Origin of the sequence: Serinicoccus sp. CNJ-927 (genome assembly GCF_001942435.1) — a bacterium.
In the GTDB taxonomy this organism is placed as follows: Bacteria; Actinomycetota; Actinomycetes; order Actinomycetales; family Dermatophilaceae; genus Ornithinicoccus; species Ornithinicoccus marinus.
Window position 1 is genome coordinate 51534 of sequence record NZ_MKKF01000048.1, and the last position, 21046, is coordinate 72579.

The window sequence follows — 21046 nt, forward strand, 5'->3', positions numbered from 1 at the left end:
AGGTGGGTTCTCGCGTCGACGCCTCTGGCGTGACCGGACCTACCTCCAGGCGCTCGCTGGGCGCCCGTGATCGCTTCGCAAGGCTAGACGGCCTTGTGGAGGCTGCTTAGGGCAGCCAGTAGACTCTACAGGACGCAACCGGACCCCACGCCGCCAACCCGTATCCGCGGTGCCCGAACGCAGGACGTCCGAATTCGGAGGGACAGCAGTGCTAGTTGCACTAAGGGTAGAGAACTTTAAGAGTATCCGCCGGGCCAAGGTCCGCTTTGGCGAACTTACATGTGTGGTCGGGCACAATGGTGTCGGCAAAAGCAATCTCTTCGACGCCATCCACTTCCTTAGCTTGCTAGCGGAGAAGGACGTGTACGCCGCAACTATCGAAGTGCGGCGGACAGGGGACGGATCATACGCCGCGCTCGATTTAGTTCATGGGCGAGACCCAGAAAAAATAATTCAACTCTCCGCCGACATGATTGCCTCGCCGGACGTTGTTGACGACTTCGGACAGGAATCAAAACCAAGCACTACTCTCTTGACCTATACCGTGGCGCTGCGATACGATTCTATGTCCGATCGTCTCCTAGTATCACGTGAATCACTCACGCATGCCAAACTTGGAGATTTCCGGTCATTCACCGAGTTCCCATGCTCAACGGCATTCAAGAATTCAGTTGCTATTGGATCTCGTCGAGGTGGGCCACTGATCTCCACTGACGATGCTCGTGGCGCCATAGTTTTACACGGAGACGGCGGGAGCAGAGGGCGGCCCGCCCCGGCTGGCACCTCTCCATTGACAGTGGTTGGCGGCACTAACACTGTCGACTATCCGACCGTGCTTGCTGCAAAAAGAGAAATGGCTTCCTGGCGGCTCTTGCATTTGGAGCCCAGTGCCATGCGCAGCCCGGACAGTCGTGGAGCTGAGCCGCACGTAAGCGCCTCGGGCGGACGTCTGGCGGCGACACTAAATGCACTGGTAGGAAAAGACAGTAATGTCGCGCTTGAGATCGTGAACAGACTCAACGAATTGAATTCCCACGTCCGACAACTAGAAGTATTTCAAGACGCCGCCAGGGATCAACTTGTGCTTCGCGCGCGCGTGCCGGGATTCGAGAACTGGATGTTTGGCAGGTCTCTCTCGGATGGAACGCTGCGATACATTGCCCTAGCTCTCATGCTGGCGGACGCGAGCGAACGCGGCGCATTATGCCTGGAGGAGCCTGAGAATGGGATACATCCTTCTCGAATTCCCAATCTCGTTGCCCTGCTACAGGACTATGCAGTCGACCTTGAGGAGGCGGTCGCGGACGACAATCCACTGCGACAAGTAATTCTCAACTCTCATTCCCCCGAGGTTGCACGGCAGATCTCTCCTAACGATCTGCTTTTTGCCGAACACCTTAGAGGCCCCGGGGGCGATACACAAAGTATATTCCGGCCTCTACGAGGCACCTGGAGGGCGAACGCAGATCCTGATGAAGTCCTGTTGGCGAAGGATCCGCATAGTGTTGCTGACTTTATCGGCGGATCTCCTTTACGCGCTGAATTTCAGCAGATGGAAATGCATTTTGGGACAGCCCAATGACCAAGCAGCTCACGTTGTCAATTGCGTGCGACGGCGGGACAGACCGAGCGCTAGTCCCGATAGCTCTCTGGGCACTACATCGTATTTCACCAGATACGGACATTGTTGAGCCGACGTTCCTGAAGCGGAAAGGTTCAATCGCTGATTTCGTTGCCTCGCGCACGGATGGGTCACAGTTGCTCATACTGCACCGGGATGCGGAGTCCTCCACACTCGAGTCTCGCGCCAGCGAGTTTGACGGTATTGACTTGACAGGTATTGCAAGGTGCATTCCTGTCCGCATGAGCGAGGCTTGGTTACTGGTGGAGCCTGCAGCAATAGCACTGGCGGCGGGTGACCCATCAGCTACTCCAACCGTTCCTAAACTATCGCAGTTGGAGAATCTTGCAGATCCGAAGTTGGTGCTCGAAAATCTGCTACTCGAGGCACACGGTGCGACTGGACGCAGACAGAAAGTCTTCCGTCAAAGACTAGTTGAGCGCCGTGTGTCAGTGGCCGAGCGCATCGAGAACTTCGAGCCGCTCCTCACCCTACCTTCATTCGCGTATTTCTATCACGAGCTTGAGCGGGCACACCCATACGTGGGGCACCGTTAGGCGTCGATCCGTTCACGGTCCAGGTCGTGGGCCGAGTCGACGATGAAGTCCTTGCGGGGCGCGACCGAGGACCCCATGAGCAGGTCGAAGACCTCGTCCGCCCGTGCGGCGTCGGCCAGCGTGATCCGCCGCAGCGTCCGGTGCCTCGGGTCCATGGTGGTCTCGGCCAGCTGGTCGGCGTCCATCTCCCCCAGGCCCTTGTATCGCTGCATGGGCTGCTTGACCGTGCGGCCCTTCTTCTCCAGCCCCGCGACCGTGCGGCGCATCTCCGCCTCGGTGTAGGTGTAGACGAACTCCCGCTCCCGGCCCTTCCCCCGGCCACCGGCGACCTCGATCCGGTGCAGCGGCGGCATCGCGGCATACACCCGCCCCGCCTCGACCAGCGGTCTCATGTAGCGGAAGAACAGGGTGAGCAGGAGCGTCCGGATGTGGGCGCCGTCGACGTCCGCGTCGGTCATGATGATGACCTTGCCGTAGCGCACCAGGTCGAGGTCGAAGGACCGTCCCGAGCCGGCCCCGATGACCTGGATGATCGCCGCGCACTCGGCGTTGGACAGCATGTCCTGGACCGAGGCCTTCTGCACGTTGAGGATCTTGCCGCGCAGCGGCAGCAACGCCTGGTGGTCGCTGCTCCTGGCGAGCTTGGCGGTGCCCAGGGCGCTGTCCCCCTCGACGAGGAAGAGCTCGGAGCGCTCGGTGTCGTTGCTGCGGCAGTCCGCCAGCTTGGCGGGCAGCGAGCTGGACTCCAAGGCGTTCTTGCGGCGCTGCGTCTCCTTGTGCAGCCGCGCCGAGATGCGCGACTTCATCTCGGCGACGACCTTCTCCAGCAGCAGCGAGGCCTGGGCCTTGTCGCCGCGGTGGGTGCTCGTGAGCCGCTCGGTCAGGGCCTTCTCCACGGTGCGGGACACGATCGTGCGCACCGCGCTGGTGCCCAGCACCTCCTTGGTCTGCCCCTCGAACTGCGGCTCGGGGAGACGGACCGTCACGACGGCGGTCAGGCCGGCGAGGATGTCGTCCTTCTCCACCTTGTCGTTGCCGACCTTGAGCTTGCGGGCGTTGGTCTCGAGCTGTTTGCGGAAGACCTTCATCAGCGCCTGCTCGAAGCCGGCCAGGTGGGTGCCGCCCTTGGGCGTGGTGATGATGTTGACGAAGCTGCGCACCGTGGTGTCGTAGCCGGTCCCCCAGCGCAGCGCGACGTCCACCTCGCACTCGCGCTCGATCTCCCGCGAGACCATGTGGCCCAGCTCGTCGAGCATCGGCACGGTCTCGGTGAAGCTGCCCGACCCCTGCAGCCGCCAGACGTCGGTGACCGCGGCGTCGGCCGCGAGGTACTCGGCATACTCCGCGATGCCGCCGGAGTAGGCGAACGTCTCCTCCGCGGGCCCGTCCGCGCCCGGCGTCCCCGCGAGGCGGCGCTCGTCGCGGATGACCATGGTGAGCCCGGGGACGAGGAAGGCGGTCTGGCGGGCCCGGGCGACGAGCTCGTCGTAGGCGAACTGCGCCTGGGCCAGGAAGATCTGCGGGTCGGCCCAGTAGCGCACCCGGGTGCCGGTGACCCCGCGTCTGGCCTTGCCCACGACGGCGAGGTCGCTGCTGCGCTCGAACGGTGTGAACGCGGCGTTCGGGTCCGGGCTGCCCCCGGCGTCGTCGAAGGTCCCGGGCTCGCCGCGCCGGAAGCTCATGCCGTAGGTCTTGCCTGCGCGGTCCACCTCGACGTCCAGCCGGGCGGACAGCGCGTTGACCACCGAGGCCCCCACGCCGTGCAGCCCTCCAGAGGCGGCGTAGGAGCCGCCGCCGAACTTGCCGCCCGCGTGCAGCTTGGTGAAGACCACCTCGACCCCCGAGAGCCCGGTGCGGGGCTCGATGTCGACCGGTATGCCCCGCGCCCGGTCCCGGACCTCGACCGATCCGTCGCGGTGCAGGAGCACCTCGATCCGGTCGCCGTGCCCGCCCAGCGCCTCGTCGACCGCGTTGTCGATGATCTCCCACAGGCAGTGCATCAGCCCCCGGGCGTCGGTCGACCCGACATACATCCCCGGGCGCTTGCGCACCGCCTCCAGGCCTTCGAGGACCTGCAGGTGGCGGGCGGAGTAGTCCTGAGTGGTCACGACCGGCAGGCTAGCGCGGGGCGCCGACAGGCCCCGGGAGGCGCGGCGCGCTGCTGCTGGTCAGGACCGGCTTACGCGCAGAGCGAAACCCGCGCCGACCAGGGCACAAAGACGGGGCCGGACGACGTTGGCATGTTTGACTGTGACGACCAACCGTTGGTTGGCCTTTTGGAGAGGAGACCGCCGTGAACGCCACTCTGACCCCTGAACTGACCGCCGCCGACCGCTGCGACCGCTGCGGGGCGCAGGCCTACGTCCGGGCCCGCCTCGGGGACGGCCTGGAGCTGCACTTCTGCGCCCACCACGGGCGTGAGCACCTCGACAAGCTGCGCGCGGTGGACGACGTCCACATCCTGGACGAGACGCACCGGCTGGAGCAGGAGGAGACTCCCGCGGTCTGAGTCCCCCGCTCCGTCGACGACTCGACGGCTCCCGCCACCCACCACGGACGCCCGCCCGGCACTGCCGGGCGGGCGTCGTGCTGCGTCGGGCAGAATCGGCGCCATGGAGCCCGCCGAGATCCTCATCCTGGTGCTGATGGCGATCGGTGTCGTCGGCGTCGTCATCCCGATCCTGCCCGGGCTGCTCGTCGTGCTCGTGGGGTCCCTCATGTGGGCCCTGACGCAGCAGAGCACGCTGGGGTGGGTGGTCTTCGCGCTCTCAGCGCTGGTCTACGCGCTCGGCGTCGCGCTGCAGTGGGCCGTCCCCGGTCAGCACATGCGCCGCGCCGGGGTCCGCACCTCGACTCTCGTCATCGGCGTGCTCTGCGCCCTCGTCCTGGGGTTCGTCATCCCGGTCGTGGGCCTCTTCCTGGGCTTCCCGCTCGGGATCTTCCTCGTCTCCCTGGTCCGGACGAAGGACCGCCGTGAGGCGCTGCGCCACACCCGGCTGGCGCTGCGGGCGGTCGGCCTCAACATCCTCATCGAGCTGGCGACCGCCTTCGCGCTGATCGCGATGTTCGTCGTGAGCGCGTTGGTGCTCACCCCCTCGTGAGCACGAGAGACGCCCTCCGGTGCCTGTCTCCCTGCGGACGGCACCGGAGGACGTGGTTCGTGGGTCCTGCCTGTGATCGGGTCGTTGCGACCGGTCAGCCCTCGACCATCCGGGCATACGCGACGGTGTTGTCCTCGTGGTGTCCCGTGGACTCGTCGAACTCACCGCCACAGGTGATGAGCCGCAGCTCCGGCTCGTCCGTCGGCCCGTAGACGTCGACCGTCGGGAACTCGTCCTTGGGGAACTGGTCGACGCGGTAGACCTCGTAGGTCACCGTCCGGCCGTCCTCGCGGTCCACCTCGGCGGTGTCGCCGGGCTCCAGGGCGCCGAGCTCGAAGAAGATCGACTCGATGCCTCCGGCACCGGTCACGTGCCCCTCGATGACGGTCGGCCCGACCTCTCCGGGCGTGGGTGACCCGTCGTACCACGCGGCCTCGTGGTAGCGATCGCCACTGGGCACCTCCAGGGTGCCGTCGTCGGCGAGACCGAGGGCGTGCAACGGGCTGGTGACCGAGATGGAGGGTATGCGCACCTCCACCGGCTCCGAGGGCTCCAGGCCCTCGACGGTCCGCTCGGCGTCGGACCCGTCCTGCTCGTCCGACTCCTCGGGACCCGGCACCGCACCCGCGGCCTCGTCCGAGGCCTCAGGCTCCGCCGTGGTCGGCGCGGCGTCGCTGTCGGGGTCCTGCGTGGCCGCGGCGCCGTCCTGCTCCGGAGCGGTCTGCTGCGCGGTGGCCGGCGTGGGCGAGGGCGGGTCGGGCCGCTGCGTGCCGAACCCGACGCCGACGACGATCACGCCGACGATGACAGCGAGCACGGCCAGGGCCGCGAGGGCGAGGCCCCCACGGCCCTGGTCGGTGCGCTCGGGCGACATGTCAGCTGTCGGTCCGGCGGCGCTGGTTGAGCGCGAAGGCACCCGCACCGGCCGCGGCGAGCAGCGCGCCGCCCGCGATCATGCCGGCGTTCTCCATCCCGGTCGTGCTGCCACCACCGGTCTCCACGCCGCCACCGGGGGCGCTCATCTGGCCCATCTCGAAGGCGCCGCAGGCGGCCGGGTCGGTGGCCTCCGAGGGAAGGCTGTCGTCCAGGTCGGACATCTGCTCCCCGTCGTACTCGCCGGAGCCGTTGTGGTCGACGCCGTGGATCACGACGACGCCCTCACCACGGTGCAGCGCCTGGCCGACCTCGTTGGGCACCTCGAAGGTCCGCTCGTAGGTGTAGCTGCCCTCCGCCGGGAAGTTGGCCACGTCCAGCGCGGCGGCCTCGGAGGTGTCGGCGTCGTTCCCGGTCAGCGATACCCGGACGGCGCCGTAGCTGTCGATGGCGTCCGTGGTGCGGATCGCACCCTCGTAGCCGCTGCCCTCCATGTTCGGGTCCGGGCACTCGCCCGCCCCGCCGATGTGGATGTGCTGGGCGTGCGGGGACCCGTCCAGCAGACCCTGGGCCTCGACCTTGATCCACACCTCGTTGCCGGTCACCTTGGCCCAGGCCTCGCCCGAGGCGCCGGAGTCGTTGAGCTCACCCAGCGTGGTCATGAGCTCGACCGTCTGGTTCTCGTGGTCCGCCAGGGCGGGAGCGGCGCTCATCGCGACGAGGGCGGGGGCGGCCAGGGCGGCCATGGCTGTGGTGATCTTCTTCATCGAGGGTCACTCCTTCTATCGCGTACCGCCGCGACCGTGTGCCGCGACGAGGGGTACGCAGAGGATTCGGAGCACCTCGACAGCCGGATTGCCGATGTGAGGCACATCACATCAGAGCCCGCGACGCCGCCCTGGTCGACATTGGCACTGCGGCGTCGCTCGGCTCAGGTGAGCGGGACGACGACGAAGGGATCGGTCGTGGGCTGCGCCGAACCGCCCTCGGGCTCGACGGTGAGCCCGACCGCCACGGCGCCGTCGGGGGACCCCTCGAGCAGGGCCTGGCCCTCCTCGAGCATCTCGGGCTCGAGCACCCCCGCGGAACGTGCCGTGCCGTCGGCGCCCACGAACCAGGCCTGGTAGACGCTGCCCGCCTGGGGCGCGGCGAACCCGCTCGGTAAGCGCACCACGGCCTGACCCTCGGCGGCGGACACGACGACGGCCACCGGACCGTCGGCGGTGTCGGCGGTGCGCTCGGCAGCGTCCTGCGCCTGCAGGACCTGCGTCGCCGGATCCCGGTCCAGCGCCTGCGTCAGACCCCAGACACCGCCCGCCAGCACCACCGCGGCGGCAGCAGCCGCCAGCCATCGACCCGGTCTGGGGCCGCGACGCTCCCGGGCGGCCTCACGACGGCCGGCCAGCGACGTGACCTCGGCACCGGCATCCTGCCCCGTGCCGCCCTTGACAGGATCTCCCTGCGTCCCGGGCTGGGTGCTGTCCTGCGGCCGGCCCTGCGCCTCCGCGGCGACCATGTCGAGCACGCTCGCACGCAGCTGTGAGGGCGGCTCCACCTCGAGGTCCTCGGTCAGCAGGACCGTCGCCTCCCGGAGGTCCTGGACCTCACGACGGCACTGCTCGCACCCCTCCAGATGGGCCTCGAACGCGGCTCGCTCCTGGGGGTCGACGGCGTCGACGGCGTAGGCCGCGGCCAGGTCGTGCATCTCACCCTCGGTCATCCCTGCTCACCTCCGTCCAGCTCCCTGCGCACCTTCCTCAACCCGTCCCGGATCCGCGTCTTGGCCGTCCCCAGGGGGATGTCCATGCGCTCAGCCACCTCGCGGTGCGTGAGTCCGGAGAAGTAGGCCAGGGCCACGGTGGTCCGGTGCGGCTCACCGATCCGGTCCAGTGCCGTGCGCACCCTGGTCGCCTCCATCCGCTCGACCGCCTCCTCGGCGGTCGCGTCGTAGGGCGGTGTCGTCTGCTGGGATTCGTAGTGGTCCAGCCGATCGGATTGCGCCTGCTCCGAACGCACCCGGTCCACCGCCCGACGGTGGGTCAGCGTCAGGATCCACCCCAGGGGCGAGCCACGGGCCGGGTCGACCTCGCCCGCCTGGCGCCAGAGCTGCAGGAAGACGTCCTGGACGACCTCCTCGGCCAGGTTCCGGTCGCGCAGGACGCGCAGGGCCAGACCGAACACGCGCGGCGCGATGAGGTCGTAGACCTGCGCCAGTGCGGTCTGGTCACCGTCGGCGACCCGACCCACCAGGAGGGCCAGGTCCGGGCGCTCGCCCCCGGAAACGTCGACGACCCGGGCAGGGCCCGGGTCGTGGTCTGAGGTGCCGGAGGTCAGAGACCCTGCTCCCGTCGCCGGTCCCACTGCTGCTCCATCCGCTCCATGAAGGAGCCGGACCGGGGGTTCTTCTTCCGGCCGGATCCGGAGGCGGGACCCGTGGTGCCGGGCTTGCGGACCGTCCCGTCCTTGCCGACGACGCCCAGCCGGCCTGACCCCGCACCCTTGGTGGAGCCGGTGCGGGCCGGGGAGGCGGCCCAGGCACCACCCAGCACCATCGCGAGGAAGCCCAGGGCGCCGACCCAGATCATGGAGGACATCACGCCGATGACCACCAGGGCCAGCCCGGCGAGAGCGCCGATGACTCCCAGGACGAGCCGCCGCCGGTCCAGCCCGCCAGCTGCTCCGCCGGACGCGGGGCGCTTGAGCTGGCTCGCGAGGCGGGGGTCCTCGGCATAAAGGGCCTGCTCCATCTGTTCGAGCACACGCTGCTCGTGGTCTGAGAGCGGCACGTTCACCTCCGGTGGTGCGAGTCATCGGTCGTTCGGTCGGTGACACGGAGACCGACGCCATGGTCCTGATCTCCAGGATAAGACGTGAACGAGTCGAGCACTACCCGGAGTTCCCCGGACCGGGTCGGCGGGGCCGGAGGTCCTCCTGGCAGAGGGTATGCGTGGCCGTCCGGCAGCGGAGCAGGCTGGTCCGACGCACGCTCCGCGTGGTCCTCCGGCAGCGCAGCAGGCTGGTCTGGTGCACGGTCCGCGTCGCCCGTCCGGCGCCGGCCCGGGCGGCCGCTCACCGGCACAGCAGGCTGGCCGGGCGCACCGCCTGCTGCCCGAACCGGGCAACCGCCCGGTCGGCGGCGCGCTCGGCCTCGCGCCAGCCCCGCTCCGGTTCGTCGAGCCTGCCCTGGACCGGCGTCTGCCCGGCTTCCGTGATGCCCTCGACCCGCACCCCGAGCATGCGGATCCGGGCACGCTGCAGCCCCATCGCGGCATACAGCGCGCAGGCGGTGCCGTGCACCTCACGGGTGACGTCGGTGGGGACGGCGACGGTGCGGGACCGGGTGATGGTGGTGAAGTCGGAGAAGCGCACCGTGAGCACCACGGTGCGGCCCAGCACCCCGGCATGGCGCATGCGGCTGGCCGTCCGCTCGGCGAGGTGCAGCAGCTGCCGGCGGACGAGGTCCGGGTCGTCCACGTCGTGGCTGAAGGTCTCCGAGGACCCCACGCTGCGCTCCCGGCGCTGCGGCACGACCGGGTCCTCGTCGATCCCCCAGGCCAGGGTGTGCAGCCGCGCGCCGGACTGCTCGCCGAAGGCGCGGCGCAGCGTCGTCACGGGCACGTGGGCCAGCTGGGCCACCGTGTGCAGGCCCAGCCGGTGCAGCTCGGCCTCGGTGGACTCTCCCACCCCCCACAGCGCACCCACCGGCATCGGGTGCAGGAAGGGGACGACCTCCTCGCGGGCGACCACCCGCATGCCGTCCGGCTTGGCGGCCCGGGAGGCCATCTTGGCGACGGCCTTGGAGGGGGCGGCGCCGACCGAGCAGGTGATCCCCTGCTCGTCGGCCACGGTGTCGCGGATCCAGCCGCCGATCCGCTCCGGACCTCCCCAGCGTCGTCCGGTCGCGGAGAGGTCGAGGAAGGCCTCCTCCATCGAGACCGGCTCGACCTGGGGGGTGACCTCGGCGAAGATCGCCATCACCGCCTCGGAGACCCGGGCATAGCTGTCCGGGTCGGGCCGGACCACGACCAGCGGCGGGCACAGCCGGCGTGCGGTGGCCATGGGGATGCCGGACCGCACGCCGTAGGCCCGGGCCTCGTAGGTCGCCGCGAGCACCACGCTGCGCCAGCCTCCACCGACCACCACCGGCAGGCCGCGCAGGTCCGGCCTCTCCAGCAGCGAGACCGCGGCGTAGAAGGCGTCCATGTCGACGTGCATCACCCACCCGCGACTCACCACCCCGGGCTCCCCGGGCTGGAGTGCCACAGCTTGGTGCCCGGCTGCCGGGTCGCCTCGCCCGCGGGCGCGACGTCGGCATACGGCGACTGGGCGAAGCCGGAGGCGTGCAGCAGCACCCGGCGGCCCGCCGGGGCACCGGCCTTCTCCGAGGCCCGCCGCGAGGCGTCCTCCGCCTCCTGCGCCAGGAGCCGGGCGGTGCGCTCGGCCTGCTCCATCACCTCGAGCGCCGCGGTGCGACCACCGAACTCCCAGGCCTGGGCGACCTCCCCCAGCTCCCAGGCCGCGGTCGCCCTGATCGACACCCCGCGCGGACCGGTGCGGCGCACCACACCACGCACCATGAGCAGCCAGGAGTGGAACACGGTCGCGGCGTAGGGACCCTGGACGTCCTCGAAGAAGGTGGCGTCCGCCGGTCCGCTGCCGTCGTCCACGGTGAGGAAGACCACCCGCCTCCCGGATCGCACCGGCGGGGTCTGGGTCGCCACCTTGGCACCGGCCACGAGCACCTCGGCACCGCCACGGTAGGAGAGCAGGTCCCGGGACCGGGTCACCCCGAGGTCGGCCAGCATCGGACCGAAGCCGGCCACCACGTGCTGGCTGACGTCCATGCCGAGCACCTCCAGCTCGGCCCGCAGCTGCTCGGACCCGCTCATCTCCGGCAGGCCGCTGCCGACGAGCGGTGCGGGGTCGTCGCCGAGCTGCAGCGTCAGCTGCGTGGTCGCGGAGGCGGAGGTCTGGTGCCAGGACCGGCGCCCGACCGCCTGGCCCTCCGCCCGCGCCGCCACCTCCCCGGCGCCGAGGGCGGGAGCCGGGCGGTGCCGCGCAGCACCGGCGCGGCCGCGACCGCTGACGGCGTGGCGGGACCAGCGCTCCAGGTCACGCACGTGCAGCATCAGGTCGCGCCGGGTGAGACCCACCCGCCCGGTCGCCGTCCCCGCCCGGGCACCGGGACGTGCGGGGCGAGGGGCACGCCGTCCGACCCGGTGCAGCTCGTCGAACCCCCCGGCGAGCACCAGCCGCTCTGCCGTCGGGCGGCTGGGGCGGGCCCGGTGCCACAGGTCGGCCAGGGAGTCGTAGGGCTGGCCGGCGACGATCCGCGAGACCTCGTCCTCGCTGATCCCCTTGACGTCGGACAGGGACAGCCGGATGCCGTAGCCACCCGCCCGGCGCTCGATCAGCCGCATCGTCGCGTCGACCCGGTCGGGCGCCCGCCGCAGCGTGCCCTGCGCCGTGGCCGGCCGCACGGTGGCGTCGAGAGGACCGAAGCCGCCCCGGCCACCCGCCTCCTGGTCGGGCGGGTCGTCCTCGCCCGAGCCGGAGGGGTCCACGCGTTCGACCTGGTAGGCCGCGCCCGAGGCGTTGACGTCGAGCCCGAGCACGTGGACCCCCATCGTCCTGGCCTCGTCCAGGATGAGGCGCTTGGGATACATCCCCGGGTCGTGCGTGAGGACGCCGGCGAGGAAGGCCGCCGTGTGGTGCGTCTTGAGCCAGGCCGACTGGTAGGTCGGGAGCGCGAAGGCCGCCGCGTGGGCCTTGCAGAAGCCGAAGGAGGCGAAGGCCGCCAGCACCTCCCAGATCCGGTCCACCTCCCCCGGGCGGTAGCCCCGTGCCGCGGCCGCCGCGCGCCACCACACCTCCACCTCGTCCTGCCCCGCCGGGCTGCCCATGGCCCGGCGCACCTCGTCGGCCTGGGCCAGGGACACCCCGGTGGTCCGGGCGACGATCTGCAGCACCTGCTCGTGGAAGACCACCACCCCGCACGTCTCCTCCAGGCAGGGCACCAGGCTGGGGTGGAGGTACTCCGGCTCGCCCCACCCCTGCCGCGCGTGCAGGAAGGGTCGGATCATGTCGGACTTCACCGGCCCGGGACGGAAGAGCGAGATGTCGATGATGATGTCGGCGAAGGTCTCCGGGGCGAACTTGCCGACCAGCTCCCGCTGCCCGGGCGACTCGATCTGGAAGCAGCCGAGGGTCCGGGTGGACTGGATCAGGGCGAAGGTGTCCGGGTCGTCGAGCGGCACCTGGGTCCGGTCGTCCAGGTCGATCTGCACGCCGTCGACCCGCGCGACCTCGTCCAGGGCGTGCGTCATCGCCGACTGCATCCGGATGCCCAGCACGTCGAGCTTGAGCAGGCCGAGCTCCTCGACGTCGTCCTTGTCGAACTGGCTCATCGGGAAACCCAGCCAGCTGGACTCGACCGGGGTCCGGTCGAGCAGCCCGGTGTCGGACAGGACCACACCGCACGGGTGCATCGCGAGGTGTCGGGGCAGACCGTCCAGCGACTCCACCAGCTCCATGAGCAGCTGCATCCGGGGGGCGTCCAGCCCCTGACGGCGCAGCTCGGGCAGGTCCCGGACCGCTGAGCGCGCGTCCCGGGCGCGGATGTGCGGGAAGGCCTTGGCGATGACGTCGATCTCGCCCGGCGGCATCCCCAGCGTGGCGGCGACGTCCCGCACGGCGTGCCGCACCCGGTAGGTCTCGGTCATCGACACGCAGGTCACCCGCTCGGAGCCGAAGCGTTCCAGGATGCGTTCGTAGAGCTCGGTGCGGCGGGCGGACTCGACGTCGATGTCGATGTCCGGCAGCTGGGCGCGCAGCGGCGAGCAGAAACGCTCCATGAGCAGGCCGTGCTCCAGCGGGTCGACACCGCTGACGCCCAGCAGGTAGGTGACCAGGCTCCCGGCCCCCGACCCGCGGGCGGCCACCCGCACGCCGTTGTCCCGGATCAGGTCGCACACCTGGGCGACCGTGAGGAAGTAGGTCGGGTAGCCCAGGCCGGCGATGACACCCAGCTCGTCCTCGAGCCGCTCGTGGATCCTGCGCCGGGACGAGGCCCCCGCACCGGGATATCGCGTGGTGACGGCCTGCGTGCAGCGCTCGGTGAGGACCTGGTGGGCCTGCCCGACGCCCTGCACCCCCAGCACCTCGGGCTCGGGCAGATGGACCGCTCCGATGCCGAGGTCGGACCGGGCGTCCTGGTGGCAGGCCGCGGCCAGTTCCAGCGTCTCCCGCAGCAGCTCCTCGGCGCGGGCCCCCGGCCCGGCGGCGTGCTCGAGCTGGCGGGCCAGCCCGTGCATGGCGGCGGTCGTCGCCAGGTGACCGGCGCTGCTGACCCGGTCCAGATGGCGCTCGTCGAGCGCCACCCGCCGCCGGGCGGCGTCGAGCACGTCCACCACCCTGGCCTGGTCGGGACGGGCGTGCCGCACCGCGGCCGTGAGCACCGCGGGAATGCCCGCCTCACGGGCCAGCGCCCAGGTGGCCGTGGCGTGCGCCAGGCTGCCCGGCGTGCCGTCGGGACCGCCGTGGCAGACCACCTCGACCCGCACCGCCCCCGGCGGGAGCAGCCGGGCCCACCCCGTGAGCAGCTGCCTGGCCAGGTCCCGGCGGCGCGCCAGCAGCGCCCTGCCCACGTCGGAGTCCGGGCCGAGCAGCAGCACGACGGGGGCCACCCCGGCCGTGGCGGTCACCGCCCGGGCGATCAGCTCGGGCGTGACCCGGGGCACGGAGCGTTCGCCCGACAGGTGCGTCTGGGTGACCAGACGGCACAGCCTGGCCCACCCCGCCCCTGCCTCGGCGCCACCGCGCTGGCCGCGTGCGAGGAGCACGACCCTCGGTTGCTGGTCGTCGACCAGCGTCCCGCCCTTGACCGGGCTGCGGGGGCCCCGGCGCTCCGGCCGGGCATCCGGTCCCTCGCCCCAGCCGCGGCCGGGAGCCACCCGCCGAAGGTCCTGCTGCTCCTGCTCCCGGAGCCCGGTGACGAACGGGCTGCGGTCGACGCCGGGGGGGCGGGTCTGTCCTCCCGGCCCGGGCGGCGAACCCGCCAGGGCGAGGTCCACCCCCAGCACCGGCGCGATCCCGGCCTCGCCGCAGGCCCGGACGAAGCGCACCGCGCCGTAGAGGCCGTCACGGTCGGTCAGCGCCAACGCCGACTGCCCCAGCTCGGCGGCCCGGGCCACCAGCTCGGCCGGGTGGGACGCGCCGTAGCGCATCGAGGCGCTGGAGGAGACGTGGAGATGGACGAAGTCGTCACCGGCTCCGGCCACCGGGCTCACCCGTGACCCAGCGGGGCCAGCTCGGCATGCACCGGCGCCTCGCACGGCAGGTGCAGCGAGGCCCGCACCAGCTCCAGGAAGCGCTCCCCCGCCCGGACCAGGTCGTCGGCGTCCCGGGCGGTGACGCTGCCGGCACCACGCTCCAGGGCGACCCGTCGCCGACCGGACGCGGCGAAGAACGCGGCCCACTCGGTCAGCTCCGGCGCGACCGAGGGCAGCACCTCCCAGACGCTGCGCGGGCGGCTGCGCGGCACCGGTGTCGTGCGGGCGGCCAGCAACGCCGCCCCGGCCCGCAGCGCGGCCAGGTGGGCACAGGTGTAGCGCTCGGCGGCGGTGCCGCTGTGGCACGCCTCCAGGAGCACCCCCCGCGAGCGCTCCAGCAGGTCCAGCACGGCCCCGGCCGTGACCCCCGTCTCGATGACCGTCATCTCGTCGTCCTCTCCGTCGTCCTTCGTCGTCTGGCTTCGTCGTCTGGCTTCGTCGTCTGGCTGCGTCGTTCGTGCTTCGTCGTGCTCGTGCCCTCGTCGCGCGCTCCTGGCTCCGGCCGGCCTCGTCAGTCGGCGACCCGTTCCAGCCACCACCGGCCGCCCTGCACCAGGTCGTAGACCCCCGTCCCGGACGCCTTCCCGGCACCGGCCTCCACCCGCCAGACCACCCGCTCCAGCTCTGTCGCGCCGGTGCTCCCACCCGCCGGGTCCGCCGAGGCCCGGGCGTCCTCCCGCCCGTCCTCGCCACGCCACCACGGCACCCGCTGGGTCCATCGGCTCAGCACCGCGCGCACGAGGTGCACCCGTCCCCGCCAGAGGAAGACGGTGGGGACCTGCGGGCACCCGCCGTCGGGGTCCGGCGCCACGGCCCCCTCCAGCCGGACCCCGTGCTCGCCCGCGGCGCCGGTCCTCACCTCGACCAGCTCCTGATAGCTCCTGCTCATGCTGCTCCTCCTCGCGGACGACGGGGCGACCGATCGGTCACGGGACGACCCACGGATCGAACTTGTGTTCGATCCATGGAGACAAATGTACGACTCGCCCCCGACAGACTCAACCCCTCCCCGTGGCGCTTGTGGACAACTTCTGCGCCCACCCGGGCACCCGCAGCACCATGGATCCGTCGGCAGGTCCGGGTCGCAGGAGGGGGCGACCCGGACCGCCCGGCGCAGCGGCTAGGCTCGGGGGCAGGGCGACCCGCCGGGCCTACCGCCCTCCCGGCCCACCCATCGGCCACCCGGTCAGGCACAGGAGGACTCGCGATGCACGTCCTGGACGGCGTGGACCTCCGCCCCCGCGTGCAGCAGGCCCTGGACGAGCACCTCGTGCGGCAGCGCGAGGTGCTCGCCGGGCTCGGCCCCCCGATGACCCCCCTGGTGGACGCCGTCGCCGACCTCCTCTCCGGCGGGAAACGGCTCCGGGCGGCGTTCCTCTACTGGGGATGGCGCGCCCTGGGGCAGCCGGACGGCCCCGGGGTGGTCCGCGCCGCCAGCGCGATGGAGATCTTCCAGGCGGCAGCGCTCCTGCACGACGACGTCATGGACAACAGCGACCTGCGCCGTGGCCGGCCCGCGGCGCACCGCACCTTCGGCACGTGGCACCAGCAGCAGGAGTGGTCCGGGGACGCGCAGCGCTTCGGTCACGCGGCGGCGATCCTGGCCGGCGACCTCTGTCTCAACTGGACCGACGAGGCCTTCGCGACGAGCGGGCTGCCGGCCGCCGCCCTGCAGCGCGCCCGGCCCGAGTTCGACCGGATGCGCACCCAGCTCATGGGCGGCCAGTTCCTCGACATCCTCGAGGGGGCACGCGGGTGGCGCGACCTCGATCTCGCCGCACGGCTGGAGCGGTGCCGCACCGTCATCCGGCACAAGAGCGCCCGCTACTCCGTCGAGCAGCCCCTTCTCATCGGCGCGGACGCCGCCGGCGCCTCCCCGGCGACCCGCGCGGGCCTGGCCCGCTACGGCGCTGCGCTCGGCGAGGCCTTCCAGCTCCGCGACGACGTCCTCGGCGTCTTCGGCGACCCCGGGCAGACCGGCAAGCCGCCGGCGACGACCTGCGCGAGGGCAAGCACACCGTGCTCGTCGCGTATGCCCTCGCCCACGCCGATCCCGACGGGGTCGCCCTGGTCGAGGCTTCCCTCGGCGACCCGGACCTCGACGAAGAAGCGGTGCAGTCCCTGCGCGAGGTGCTCGTCCGGTCCACCGCCCTGCAGCGCACCGAGGAGCTCATCAGCGACGGCGCCGACCGGGCGCTGCAGGCCCTCGACCAGACCCCCGGCCTCACCGACGAGGGCACGCAGGCGCTGCGCGACCTCGTCGGCGTGTGCACCGACCGCGCCGTCTGACCGGCTCTCCCCGACGGACCTAGAAGGCCTCCTCCTGGGCGCGGCGTCGCACCTCGGTCTTCGCCCCGGCGTGCAGGGAGGCGATCGCGCTGCCGCCCGGCAGCGTGTCGTCCGGGGCGTGGAGCCAGGCGACGATCTCCTCGTCGCTGTGCCCGCCGTCGCCGAGCACCGTGATGGTGCCGCGCAACGTCGGCAGCGGACCGTCGTCGACGAAGAAGGTGGCGGGCATCATCACCACCCGGTCCGGGCCGCGACGCACCCCCACCACGTCCCGCTCCTGCAGCCACCGCCGCACCGCCTGCAGCGTCGCGCCGGTGCGCTCCATCACGTCCGGGACGGCGAGCCACTCTGGAACTACATCGGTGTCACTTAGCACAGGGACAGTCAACCATATGCAGCGACACGCTGGGACAGTGGCGTGATCGGCAGCGGCCGGGTACTGTCCCTTGTGCCCCACTGGTCACGATGTCCCCGTCGACCACGACGGCCACAGCAGTCCCTGCCCCCTCACCCGCCACTCTCGGAGGAGCACGACGTGAGCCCTCTCTTCGCCGCACTGCCGCCCGGAGACCTGCCCACCCACGCCTACGTCGCGCCCACCGGCGTGCACGCCACCGCTCCCCTCGCCGTCCTCCCGGCGACGCGGGAGACCACCCATACCGTGACTGCAGGCGACACGGTCTACGACATCGCGGCCCGCTACGACGTGAGCCCGCGCGCGCTCGTCCGTGCCAACTCCCTGCCCGACGGCGGCCGCTGGATCATGCCCGGCGCCCGGCTGCGCATACCGGTCGGCGGAGACACCGACGTCGCACCCGCCGCGTCGGCCCCGGCACCCTCGTCCGGGAGCGAGAAGGGCGGCAGCGCCTCCTCTGGCGGCGCCTCCTCGGGCGGCACGGTCACGGTCCGCGGCGGTGACACCCTCACCGACATCGCCGCCCGGCACGGGGTGAGCGTGGCCGACATCGCCCGCGCCAACGACCTGCAGGACACCCGCCTCATCTACCCCGGTCAGGAGCTCAGGCTGGGCGGCGCGGCAGCGGAGGCGGACCGCAGCCGCCCCGAGCCCCTCGACCGGCCCTACGACGAGACGACCATCGGTGACCACCGCGCCGGCGAGGCGGTGCCGGACACCTTCCTGCACTACCGCTACGGCGACGGGATCGCCCGGTCGGCCGCCGCCAACCGCGACTACCTGGCGGGGACGGAGGTCCCGAGCCGCGCGGCCGTGCGCGAGCTCATCGTGCGGACGAGCGAGCGCCACGGGGTCGACCCGACCCTCATGCTGGCCCTGTCCTACCAGGAGTCGGGCTGGAACCACCGGGCCGTCTCGCCGGCCAACGCGATCGGTGCGATGCAGGTGATCCCCAGCTCCGGGCAGTGGGCCTCCGGCCTGGTGGGGCGCGAGCTCAACCTGCTCGACCCGGAGGACAACGTGACCGCCGGTGTCGTCATCATGCGCACCCTCCTGCGGTCCGCCGACACCACCGACGAGGCGATCGGCGGCTACTACCAGGGCCTGGCGAGCGTGCGCCAGCACGGTCTGTTCGCCGACACCCGGCAGTACGTCCGCAACATCACGTACTTCCAGACGACCCTCTGAGCGCCCCCGAGGGCGGCATACCCGGGCCGGTCACGTCCCACGGTCCGGCCGCCCCGCTCCGTAGACTCGGCACGTGAGTGCCCCGACCCCCACCCTCCACGACCGCGTCATCGACGGTCGTTACCAGGTGGAGGCCGAGCTCGCCCGCGGGGGGATGGCGACGGTCTACCGGGCCCGGGACCTGCGGCTGGACCGGCCGGTGGCGCTCAAGGTGATGCGCCCGGACCTGGCCGATGACGACTCCTTCGTCCGGCGCTTCGTCGCCGAGGCACGCGCCGCCGCCCGGCTCTCCCACCCGCACGTGGTCGGGGTCTACGACCAGGGTGAGGACGGGGACCTCGTCTTCCTCGCCATGGAGCTCGTCGAGGGGCCGACGCTGCGCGACGTCGTCAGCGACCACGCACCGCTGTCGACGCGACGGGCCATGGCGCTCCTGCTCCCGGTGGCCGAGGCGCTGGCGGAGGCCCACCGGCACGGGCTCGTCCACCGCGACATCAAGCCCGAGAACGTCCTGCTGGCCGGTGGCCGCGAGAGCGGGGTCAAGGTCGCGGACTTCGGTCTCGCCCGGGCGGTCTCGGCGGCCGGCCAGCGGGCGACCACCGAGATGCTGTGGGGCACCGCCGCCTATCTCGCGCCGGAGCAGGTGGAGCACGGGGCCGTCGACGCCCGGGCCGACGTGTATGCCGTCGGCCTGCTGCTCTTCGAGCTGGTCACCGGGCGCAAGGCCTTCCCCGGCGGCGATCCGCTGCGGGTGGCCTATGAGCACGTGCACGGCGCGGTGCCGCGGGCCGGCGACGTCGTGCCCGGCCTGCCCGAGCCGGTGGAGGAGCTGATCCTGCGGGTCGCCGCCACCGACCCGGCGGACCGCCCCCAGGACGCGTCGGCGCTCCTGGTGCAGCTGCGGGCCGTCATCCGCGAGCTCTCCGACACCGAGCTGGACCGGGTCCCCGCAGCGCCGCAGGCACCGGCCGCCGGGTCGGGCGCCGGGTCGGGCGCCGGGGACCTGACCCAGGCGGTCGGTGGTGGCGCCGGCTCGACCACGAAGCTGCCGTTGGCCGCCGCCCGGGGCGAGGGGCACTACGCCCGCACGACCGGCAACCGCACGCCGACGCCGAGGCGGGCGGATGCCAGGACGCCGGGCGAGCAGCGCGCGCGACCCCGGCGTCGGGGCGGGGTCGTCCTGGCGCTGCTGTTCGTGCTGCTCCTCGGCGGCGGCGGGTATGCCGCCTGGTGGCTGCTGGAGGGCCCCGGCGTCCACTCGGCCATGCCGCAGGTGGTCGACCTCCCGGAGGACGAGGCACGCTCGCTGCTCGACGCCGAGCAGCTGGACCCGGTCATCAGCTACGCCTACTCCGAGGACGTGCCGTCCGGGACGGTGATCTCCGCCGAGCAGGAGCCCGGCACCCAGGTGCGGCACGGCACGGACGTGCCGCTCGTGGTCTCGCAGGGCCCGGAGCGCTACGACGTGCCACCGCTGGCCGGCCTCACCCTGGAGTCCGCCACGGAGGCGCTGCTCGCCGCGAACCTCGAGCTCGGCGAGCAGAGCCGGGAGCACCACGAGTCCGAGCCGGAGGGTCGGGTCCTGCGCACCTCGCCCGCGGCCGGCGACCCCCTGCCCCCCGGTGCTGCCGTGGACGTGGTGATCAGCGACGGTCCGGCGCCGGTCGAGGTGCCCGAGGTGACCGGCCGGACCGAGGAGGAGGCGGTGTCCGCCCTGCGCGAGGCGGGCCTCAGCGTGACCGTGTCACCGGAGCAGGCCTTCGACGACGAGGTCCCGGAGGGATCCGTGGTCAGCCAGTCACCCTCGGCCGGGCAGGTGGAGCGCGGGAGCACGGTGACGATCACCCTCTCCCAGGGGCCCGAGCTGGTCACCGTCCCGCAGGTCGTCGGGCGTCAGTTCTCCACCGCCGAGGAGGAGCTCGCCGAGCTCGGCCTGGTCGTGCGACGGGAGGACGTGCGCGGAGGGTTCTTCGGCACCGTCCGGGAGCAGTCGGTCGAGCCCGGCGAGGAGGTGCCGACCGGCACCGAGATCGTGCTCGTCGTGGTGTAGTCCGCTCGGTCGGCGCCGCCCGGGGTCGTCAGCCACATCCCAGCCCCCGTTCAGTCCTGGTGCGCGAAGCGTTCCTCCCGGGCCACCCGGCCACGCGGGTGGTAGCCGTGCGACTCCCACCATCCCTGCTGCGGCTCACGGTGGTAGGTCGCCTCGACCACCCACTTGGGTCCCTTGAAGCCGTAGAGGTGCGGCAGCACGACCCGGGCCGGCCACCCGTGCTCCGGGCTGAGCGGCTCGCCGTCGACGCTGTGCGCCAGCAGCGCGTCGGGGTGGCGCAGCTCCTCCAGGTGCACCGCGGCGGCGTAGCCGCGCACCGCGGCCAGGAGCACGTGCTCCGACCCTGGTGCCGGCGGGGCCAGGGCCAGGACGTCGCGCATCCGGACGCCGCCCCACCGCAGCCCGGTCACGCTGTGCCGGTCCACGCAGTGCAGGTCGGCCTCGACCTCGACGTCGGGCAGGTCCGCCAGGTCCTCCCAGGTCAGCACCCGCACCCCGCCGTCCAGCGTCTCACCACCCACGCGCAGCGTCCAGCCCTCGGCCTCGAGGGTCGGCACCCGACCGTAGTGGGACGCGCGCCACGTCCGGGTCGCGCGCTGTCCGGGCGGCAGCCCGCGGCCCG

18 protein-coding genes and 1 pseudogene are annotated in these 21046 nt (G+C 71.9%); 7 read left to right on the forward strand and 12 right to left on the reverse strand.

The features are described from left to right. Positions 1 to 208: 208 nt before the first annotated feature. The gene (locus tag BJF86_RS12490) at positions 209 to 1582 is read left to right on the forward strand and encodes an AAA family ATPase (protein WP_075819407.1); all 1374 of its coding nucleotides are present in this window, start codon (positions 209 to 211) and stop codon (positions 1580 to 1582) included. Positions 1583 to 2174: 592 nt separating this feature from the next. Here BJF86_RS12490 and BJF86_RS12495 read toward each other — a convergent pair. Further along, positions 2175 to 4286 carry a DNA gyrase/topoisomerase IV subunit B gene (locus BJF86_RS12495; RefSeq protein WP_187344392.1) on the reverse strand — a complete coding sequence of 704 codons (2112 nt, stop codon included), beginning with the start codon at positions 4284 to 4286 and terminating at the stop codon, positions 2175 to 2177. A gap of 185 nt (positions 4287 to 4471) precedes the next feature. On the opposite strand from BJF86_RS12495, the gene BJF86_RS12500 reads away from it, so the two are divergent. Together BJF86_RS12500 and BJF86_RS12505 are read left to right on the forward strand one after the other, a co-directional pair. After that, positions 4472 to 4687 (forward strand): hypothetical protein, encoded by a 216-nt coding sequence (locus BJF86_RS12500; protein ID WP_075815562.1) that lies wholly within the window; start codon positions 4472 to 4474, stop codon positions 4685 to 4687. A gap of 103 nt (positions 4688 to 4790) precedes the next feature. Further along, positions 4791 to 5279 carry a DUF456 domain-containing protein gene (locus tag BJF86_RS12505; protein WP_075815560.1) on the forward strand — a complete coding sequence of 163 codons (489 nt, stop codon included), beginning with the start codon at positions 4791 to 4793 and terminating at the stop codon, positions 5277 to 5279. A 94-nt stretch (positions 5280 to 5373) separates the two neighbouring features. Here the strand turns inward: BJF86_RS12505 and BJF86_RS12510 are convergent, their stop codons facing one another. The 9 genes from BJF86_RS12510 to BJF86_RS12550 form a co-directional block, all read right to left on the reverse strand. After that, positions 5374 to 6153 carry a class F sortase gene (locus tag BJF86_RS12510; protein WP_075819409.1) on the reverse strand — a complete coding sequence of 260 codons (780 nt, stop codon included), beginning with the start codon at positions 6151 to 6153 and terminating at the stop codon, positions 5374 to 5376. A gap of 1 nt (position 6154) precedes the next feature. Further along, positions 6155 to 6919, reverse strand: a complete 765-nt coding sequence (locus BJF86_RS12515) for a CHRD domain-containing protein (protein ID WP_022924747.1) — start codon at positions 6917 to 6919, stop codon at positions 6155 to 6157. Between the two features lie 164 nt (positions 6920 to 7083). Next, positions 7084 to 7872 (reverse strand): anti-sigma factor, encoded by a 789-nt coding sequence (locus tag BJF86_RS12520; RefSeq protein ID WP_075819411.1) that lies wholly within the window; start codon positions 7870 to 7872, stop codon positions 7084 to 7086. Beyond that, complete coding sequence (gene sigK / locus BJF86_RS18405) at positions 7869 to 8513, reverse strand: ECF RNA polymerase sigma factor SigK (protein WP_143553832.1); 645 nt, start codon at positions 8511 to 8513, stop codon at positions 7869 to 7871. Before sigK ends, BJF86_RS12520 begins: the two co-directional genes overlap by 4 nt. Continuing rightward, complete coding sequence (locus BJF86_RS18410; RefSeq protein ID WP_022924750.1) at positions 8483 to 8944, reverse strand: DUF3040 domain-containing protein; 462 nt, start codon at positions 8942 to 8944, stop codon at positions 8483 to 8485. Before BJF86_RS18410 ends, sigK begins: the two co-directional genes overlap by 31 nt. Before the next feature lie 277 nt (positions 8945 to 9221). Next, positions 9222 to 10367 carry a DNA polymerase IV gene (gene dinB / locus BJF86_RS12535; RefSeq protein WP_075819599.1) on the reverse strand — a complete coding sequence of 382 codons (1146 nt, stop codon included), beginning with the start codon at positions 10365 to 10367 and terminating at the stop codon, positions 9222 to 9224. Between the two features lie 14 nt (positions 10368 to 10381). Continuing rightward, positions 10382 to 14431: a DNA polymerase III subunit alpha gene (locus BJF86_RS12540; protein ID WP_075819601.1), complete on the reverse strand. Its 4050-nt coding sequence runs from the start codon at positions 14429 to 14431 to the stop codon at positions 10382 to 10384. Positions 14432 to 14436: 5 nt separating this feature from the next. Next, positions 14437 to 14868, reverse strand: coding sequence for an SAV_6107 family HEPN domain-containing protein (locus BJF86_RS12545; RefSeq protein ID WP_075819413.1), 432 nt, complete (start codon positions 14866 to 14868; stop codon positions 14437 to 14439). A gap of 125 nt (positions 14869 to 14993) precedes the next feature. After that, positions 14994 to 15371, reverse strand: a complete 378-nt coding sequence (locus BJF86_RS12550) for a DUF6504 family protein (protein WP_075819415.1) — start codon at positions 15369 to 15371, stop codon at positions 14994 to 14996. 420 nt (positions 15372 to 15791) lie between these two features. Here BJF86_RS12550 and BJF86_RS19025 point away from each other — a divergent pair. Both BJF86_RS19025 and BJF86_RS19030 read left to right on the forward strand, forming a co-directional pair. Next, positions 15792 to 16409, forward strand: a pseudogene (locus BJF86_RS19025) (polyprenyl synthetase family protein); the annotation flags it as partial. A 92-nt stretch (positions 16410 to 16501) separates the two neighbouring features. Next, positions 16502 to 16771 (forward strand): hypothetical protein, encoded by a 270-nt coding sequence (locus tag BJF86_RS19030; RefSeq protein WP_237768211.1) that lies wholly within the window; start codon positions 16502 to 16504, stop codon positions 16769 to 16771. A 19-nt stretch (positions 16772 to 16790) separates the two neighbouring features. Here the strand turns inward: BJF86_RS19030 and BJF86_RS12560 are convergent, their stop codons facing one another. Then, complete coding sequence (locus BJF86_RS12560) at positions 16791 to 17147, reverse strand: Rv2175c family DNA-binding protein (protein ID WP_237768212.1); 357 nt, start codon at positions 17145 to 17147, stop codon at positions 16791 to 16793. A 159-nt stretch (positions 17148 to 17306) separates the two neighbouring features. Here BJF86_RS12560 and BJF86_RS12565 point away from each other — a divergent pair, with 159 nt between their 5' ends. Both BJF86_RS12565 and pknB read left to right on the forward strand, forming a co-directional pair. Beyond that, on the forward strand, positions 17307 to 18374 hold the full coding sequence (locus tag BJF86_RS12565) for a LysM peptidoglycan-binding domain-containing protein (RefSeq protein WP_075819419.1): 1068 nt from the start codon (positions 17307 to 17309) through the stop codon (positions 18372 to 18374). Positions 18375 to 18447: 73 nt separating this feature from the next. After that, on the forward strand, positions 18448 to 20424 hold the full coding sequence (pknB, locus tag BJF86_RS12570; protein ID WP_075819421.1) for a Stk1 family PASTA domain-containing Ser/Thr kinase: 1977 nt from the start codon (positions 18448 to 18450) through the stop codon (positions 20422 to 20424). A 50-nt stretch (positions 20425 to 20474) separates the two neighbouring features. Here pknB and BJF86_RS12575 read toward each other — a convergent pair whose 3' ends face one another. Further along, on the reverse strand, positions 20475 to 20981 hold the full coding sequence (locus BJF86_RS12575; protein WP_237740013.1) for a molybdopterin-dependent oxidoreductase: 507 nt from the start codon (positions 20979 to 20981) through the stop codon (positions 20475 to 20477). Between the last annotated feature and the right edge of the window lie 65 nt (positions 20982 to 21046).

Excerpts from the sequence above, each read along its gene's own strand:
- BJF86_RS12505 (WP_075815560.1), top strand. The coding sequence starts at position 4,791 with ATGGAGCCCGCCGAGATCCTCATCCTGGTGCTGATGGCGATCGGTGTC.
- BJF86_RS12510 (WP_075819409.1), bottom strand. The coding sequence starts at position 6,153 with ATGTCGCCCGAGCGCACCGACCAGGGCCGTGGGGGCCTCGCCCTCGCG.
- BJF86_RS12545 (WP_075819413.1), bottom strand. The coding sequence starts at position 14,868 with ATGACGGTCATCGAGACGGGGGTCACGGCCGGGGCCGTGCTGGACCTG.
- BJF86_RS12520 (WP_075819411.1), bottom strand. The coding sequence starts at position 7,872 with ATGACCGAGGGTGAGATGCACGACCTGGCCGCGGCCTACGCCGTCGAC.
- BJF86_RS12515 (WP_022924747.1), bottom strand. The coding sequence starts at position 6,919 with ATGAAGAAGATCACCACAGCCATGGCCGCCCTGGCCGCCCCCGCCCTC.
- dinB (WP_075819599.1), bottom strand. The coding sequence starts at position 10,367 with ATGCACGTCGACATGGACGCCTTCTACGCCGCGGTCTCGCTGCTGGAG.
- BJF86_RS12550 (WP_075819415.1), bottom strand. The coding sequence starts at position 15,371 with ATGAGCAGGAGCTATCAGGAGCTGGTCGAGGTGAGGACCGGCGCCGCG.